The sequence below is a fragment of the Leclercia sp. M50 genome (genome assembly GCF_037150775.1).
In the GTDB taxonomy this organism is placed as follows: Bacteria; Pseudomonadota; Gammaproteobacteria; order Enterobacterales; family Enterobacteriaceae; genus Enterobacter.
Genome location: NZ_JBBCPK010000164.1, coordinates 1 through 5,973, shown reverse-complemented (window position 1 = coordinate 5,973; position 5,973 = coordinate 1). Strand labels below are relative to the sequence as shown.

The window sequence follows — 5,973 nt, the reverse complement described above, 5'->3', positions numbered from 1 at the left end:
CAGCACGCTCTGGCAGGCTTCGATTTTTCTGGCGAACCTTCAGCGGTATTGATACAGGCGCTGTAGGCCTCTTTCAGACGGGTGTCTTCTCTCTGGGTCTGGGGTTGTGCGCAGGCGGCCAGTCCTGATGCCAGCAGCGCAACCAGTACGATTTTTTTCAGCATAGCAGTCTCCGGTCGGCGGGGTTATCCCCCGCCGGGTGAGTCATCAGAAGATGGTGAACGGGGCGATAACCATAAATTTCACGTCACGCTCATCCTGGAAGATGTTGCCGTAGCCGCCGCCGTAGCTTGGGATGTCGGAATGGTTGTCATACTGCGTGAAGTGCAGTTTGAACATGGTGCCTTTCGCGCGACCGTCCTGCAGGGTGTAGATCGCATCCAGACTATAGGCAGACTCTTTGATCTTGTTAGAGGCGATATCTTCACGCTGGCCCGCGCTGTTGATCAGCCAGTCTGCTGGTTTTGCATCCCAGGCGTAAACATAAGAAGCACCGACGCTCCAGCCTGCGAGGTTCCAGTTGCTCAGGTCATACATCGCGCCGAAGAAGACCGCTTTTTCGCCGTTGGCGTTGAAGTCGGAGCGGTTATCCCACCACACGTCCAGACGACCGTTGGACGAAGCATAGGTTGGGGTCATGCGCTGCAGGAAATAGCCCTGCTGCCCTTCCGCCTTAACGTAAGTCCCTTCCAGACGTAAGTCGACCTGACCGACCTTATAACCCAGGGTCAGCGCCTGCAGCCATGCCGTGCCGTCGTAGATATCGTTCACGGTGCCGCTATCGGCTTTATCACGCGTGCCGTAGAACTGGTAGCTGGTAGAAAGGGGGCCACCCACGATATCCAGTTTGTAGCTCGCTTTGGCAAAGTACTGATCGATGAAGCCTTCCGCCTGGCCAAACGCGGCTTCCAGAATCAGGTTATTTTTGAAATCGTACTTCGCGCCAAAGGAGTGGAGATAATCAACGCGGGTTTTTCTGTCATTCTGATAGAACTTGTCCATCTCAAGATGCCACGGCGCTTTGTACTCGTTGGTCCACATATACGAGAAACTCAGCGCCCCGCTGTCGCCGTAGTCAAAGTTTGCCCCGGCTTCGGCACCCTGGTAGGTACCTGGCATAAAGCTCCAGTGTGGCGCTAACAGGGTCTGGCCGGTTGGTTGCAGCCAGCCGCCGCGCGCCCAGACCGGGCCGTATTTAAATTTTGCTGCGGCTTTATACAGGCTGATTCCGCTCTTATCGCCGGACCAGTCCTCTTTGTAGGCTTTGTTGCTGGAGGAGAACGCAATTTCGTTCGGGTGGCCGCTGTCGCCATTTTCCGCCATTTCAATGGCCGTGAACGCAGCAAGATCGAGACCGAACATATCGGCGGCATAGCCGGACTGGAAATCGAGGTTGGCGTTCCAGGTGGAGTGAGCCAGGTTAGTTTTATATTTATCTGCTTCGACATCTTTACGGTCACGTTCACGCTGCCAGTAATAAATACCGCCCGTGAGCGTGGAATCATCAATAAAACCTTCGGCCTGGGCTTTCGGAGAAACCATCCAGCCTGACATTGCTGTTACACCGGCAATAGCCAGCGCTAGCGCACTACGTTTGCCACTGAACGTACGCATAATTAATCCTCTTTGACGTATTTAAAGCGCCTAAAACGGCGAAAAACAAAAAGTAAAAAGTGGAGGTAACCAGAAATACCCGCTTACATCTCCTCTCTGTAGACTATTTTTCGCGGCGCGAATTATCAATGCTTTTCAGCGATCAAACGTCAGGATTATGACAAAGCGCACATATTTGATTGCTATTTGTAACAAAGCAAAGGAAGAAGAATATTTTATTAAAATAACGGGAATAATTAGCGAGTTATTTTTAACAGGCAGGCATTAAACAGCCATTCCGATAGCTATTACGGTGAATTTGCGAAAAGGAAGAAAAAGCGAACAGTTTTAAGAAAGGGAATTAATTCGCAACGTGAACATATCGTTAAATTCTGCCCCGATTGTCTGGCAAAAAAAACGCCGCAATGCGCGGCGTTTATCAGAAAATGGTCGGTTATTCGCCGACTTTCGTCCAGGTATCACGCAGACCGACGGTACGGTTAAACACCAGTTTATCGGCTGTGGCGTAGCGGCTGTCGAGGCAGAAGTAACCTTCGCGCTCAAACTGATACGCATTGCCGGCAACAGCCCCTTTCAGGGATGGCTCCGCAAAGCCCTGCTTGATCACCAGCGACTCCGGGTTAATGACCTCCAGGAAGTCCTCTGCGGCACCCGGGTTTGGCACGCTGAAGAGGCGATCGTACAGACGGATCTCAACCGGCAGCGCATGTGCCGCGCTGACCCAGTGGATAACGCCTTTCACCTTGCGGCCATCGGCAGGATCTTTGCTCAGAGTCTCGGCATCGTAGCTGCAGAAGATCGTGGTGATAGTGCCTTCAGCATCTTTTTCAACACGCTCAGCTTTGATCACGTAGGCATTACGCAGGCGCACTTCTTTGCCCAGCACCAGGCGTTTGTACTGCTTGTTCGCTTCTTCGCGGAAGTCGGCGCGATCGATCCAGATCTCTGCGCTGAACGGCACTTCACGGCTACCCATCTCCGGCTTGCTCGGATGGTTCGGCATGGTCACCAGCTCGCTTTCGCCCTGAGGATAGTTTTCGATAACCAGCTTAACCGGATCGATAACAGCCATCGCGCGCGGCGCATTGTCGTTCAGATCTTCGCGAATGCAGGATTCCAGCGACGCCATCTCAATGGTGTTGTCCTGCTTGGTCACGCCGATGCGTTTGCAAAACTCGCGGATAGATGCGGCGGTATAGCCACGACGACGCAGACCGGAGATGGTTGGCATACGCGGGTCATCCCAGCCTTCAACGTGCTTGTCGGTAACCAGCAGGTTCAGCTTACGCTTGGACATCACGGTGTATTCCAGATTCAGACGAGAGAATTCGTACTGACGCGGATGCACCGGAATGGAGATGTTATCCAGCACCCAGTCATACAGACGACGGTTGTCCTGGAACTCCAGCGTACATAAGGAGTGAGTAATGCCTTCCAGCGCATCGCTGATGCAGTGGGTGAAGTCGTACATTGGGTAGATGCACCACTTGCTGCCGGTCTGATGGTGATCGGCAAACTTAATGCGGTACAACACCGGGTCACGCATCACGATAAATGGCGAGGCCATATCGATTTTAGCGCGCAGGCAGGCTTTACCCTCTTCGAAGCCACCGGCACGCATTTTTTCAAACAGCGCCAGGTTCTCTTCCACGCTGCGATCGCGGTAGGGGCTGTTTTTGCCCGGCGCGGTCAGCGTGCCACGGTATTCGCGGATTTCGTCAGCGGAAAGCTCGTCAACGTAGGCCAGACCTTTGTTAATCAGCTCTACGGCGTAAGCATACAGCTGGTCAAAATAGTCGGAGGAGTAGCAGATGTCGCCAGACCAGTTGAAGCCCAACCATTGCACGTCGTTCTTAATGGACTCTACGTATTCGATATCTTCTTTCACCGGGTTGGTGTCATCGAAACGCAGGTTGCATTGACCTTGGTAGTCCTGCGCGATGCCGAAGTTCAGGCAGATCGATTTCGCATGACCAATATGCAGGTAGCCATTCGGCTCCGGCGGGAAACGGGTATGAACTGTGGTGTGCTTACCAGTGGCCAGATCTTCATCAATGATCTGACGGATAAAGTTGCTCGGGCGGGCTTCAGCCTCACTCATCGTGGATTCCTCAAAGCGTAAACGACGTATAACGGCATATGATCTTATAAGCCGGGCGTAGTGACAACCTTTAGTTACGCAAAAAACGGTCCCGGAAGAGAATTATGGGGGCGATTGCTGCAAAAAAAAGCGGCGGGGATGTACCCGCCGCTCAGGCACTAACGCTTACTCAGGAGCACTTATTTGCCTTTAATTTCATACAGAGGTGTCTGACCGGCCACAACCTGACCCTGCGCCTTAATGACCAGGCCGCTGAAGTCATCGATATTGCTGCAGACAACCGGGCTAATCATCGAGCGCGCGTTGGCGTTCAGGTAGTCGAGATCCATCTCCAGAACCGGCTGACCCGCAACCACTTCCGCACCCTCTTCGACCAGGCGTTTGAAGCCCTGGCCACCCAGCGCTACGGTATCGATGCCCATGTGGACAACGATCTCCGCCCCTTTGTCGGTTTCCAGGCAGAACGCGTGGTTGGTATTGAAGATTTTAACGATGGTGCCCGCCGCAGGAGACACAACGGTTTTCTCCGTTGGTTTAACCGCGACACCGTCACCCACGGCTTTACTGGCGAAGGCTTCATCAGGAACCTGCTCCAGAGCCACCACCTCACCGGTGACTGGCGAAACCAGTGCGGCAATGGTTACCGCATTTGGCACCGCCTGCGGTTTCGCAACCGGCGCGTCAGCCACGGGTGCGCTATCCGTTGAGGCAGCAGCGACCGGCCCACGGGCAACCACTTTTTTCATTTCGTCGCCGATAGATTCGGCCTTCGCACCCACGATAACCTGGATGGTTTGTTTGTTCAGTTTCACCACACCAGACGCGCCCAGGCGTTTGCACATGGCATCGCTCACGCGCGCAGAGTCGCCAACGGTCAGACGCAGGCGGGTAATGCAGGCATCAATGGCTTTCAGGTTATCGGTACCGCCTACAGCGGCAATGTAGCTGGTTGCCAGCTGAGTTAAACCTTCTTCGGTATTGCTGTTTGCTTCACTGGTTACGACGTCATCTTTTGTCTCTTCACGGCCCGGCGTTTTGAGGTTAAACATACGAATAACCGCGCTGAACAGGAGGAAGTAGATAACGAAGAACACCAGGCCCATCACCATCAGCATCCAGACGTTGCTGCTTGCCGCCGGCAGGTTGTACATCAACACGTAGTCGATAGCGCCTGCGGAGAAGGAGAAGCCAGCATGGATACCCAGAAGAGTGGCCACAAACAGGCTGATACCGGTCAGGATGGCGTGCATGAGATACAGCAGCGGCGCCAGGAACATGAACAGGAATTCCAGTGGCTCGGTCACGCCGGTCAGGAAGGCCGTGATCGCAACGGACAGCAGCATACCGCCAACCATTGGGCGACGCGCTTTCGGCGCAGCCAGGTACATTGCCAGTGCAGCGCCAGGCAGACCAAACATCATGATTGGGAAGAAGCCGGACATGAACATGCCCGCGGTACCGTCGCCTGCGTAGAAACGGTTGATATCACCGTGGAACACGGCACCCGCCGCGTTGGTGAACTCACCAATCTGGAACCAGGCGATGGTGTTCAGCACCTGATGCAGGCCGGTTGGGATCAGCAGACGGTTGATGAAACCGAAGATACCCGCACCCATTGCGCCCGCGGAAACGATCCACTCGCCACCCGCATGGATAGCGTGCTGCACCGGTGGCCACACGTAGCCAAAGATGGCGGCAAGGATCAGACAGAAAAAGCCCGTCGCGATCGGCACGAAACGTTTTCCGCCGAAGAAGCTCAGGAAGTCAGGGAGTTTGATACCTGCCCAGCGGTTGTAGACGGCACCACCGACGAGACCGGTAATGATACCCGCCAGTACGCCCATGTTGATTTCAGGGTTGATGGTCACCATCGCTTTCGTGAGGATGAAGTAACCCACGGCCCCGGCCAGTGCCGCAGCACCAGCGCTGTCTTTTGACCAGCTTGACGCCACACCGATGGCAAAAATCAGCGCCAGGTTGTCAAAAATTGCGCCGCCAGCCTGAGCAATAAACGGCACGTTAAGAAGATCGGGTTGCCCGAATCGCAGCAGGAGCGCTGCAACCGGTAGCACGGCGATAGGAAGCTGCAAAGCCCTACCGAGGCGCTGGAAAAAACCTAAAATATTCATCCTATTCCCCCTACGAGACCCTTTGTTAAGGCTCGCGCATAAACTATGTTTTTTATTGTGTAACGAACGATAAATACAGTTGATGATTCACTGGCTTTGAGAGTGTCTGAAAAATTAATTCGTATCGCA

General features: G+C 54.0%; 3 protein-coding genes and 1 pseudogene. All 4 read right to left on the bottom strand.

What is annotated here, in order from left to right; translation table 11 throughout:
- Positions 1-161, bottom strand: a pseudogene (gene chiQ, locus WFM46_RS22565) (ChiQ/YbfN family lipoprotein); the annotation flags it as partial.
- Between the two features lie 46 nt (positions 162-207).
- Positions 208-1,614 (bottom strand): chitoporin ChiP, encoded by a 1,407-nt coding sequence (chiP, locus tag WFM46_RS22560; RefSeq protein WP_156654102.1) that lies wholly within the window; start codon positions 1,612-1,614, stop codon positions 208-210.
- A 433-nt stretch (positions 1,615-2,047) separates the two neighbouring features.
- The gene (gene glnS / locus WFM46_RS22555; RefSeq protein ID WP_103178693.1) at positions 2,048-3,715 is read right to left on the bottom strand and encodes a glutamine--tRNA ligase; all 1,668 of its coding nucleotides are present in this window, start codon (positions 3,713-3,715) and stop codon (positions 2,048-2,050) included.
- 179 nt (positions 3,716-3,894) lie between these two features.
- Positions 3,895-5,844: a PTS N-acetyl glucosamine transporter subunit IIABC gene (gene nagE / locus WFM46_RS22550; protein WP_103178692.1), complete on the bottom strand. Its 1,950-nt coding sequence runs from the start codon at positions 5,842-5,844 to the stop codon at positions 3,895-3,897.
- Positions 5,845-5,973 lie beyond the last annotated feature (129 nt).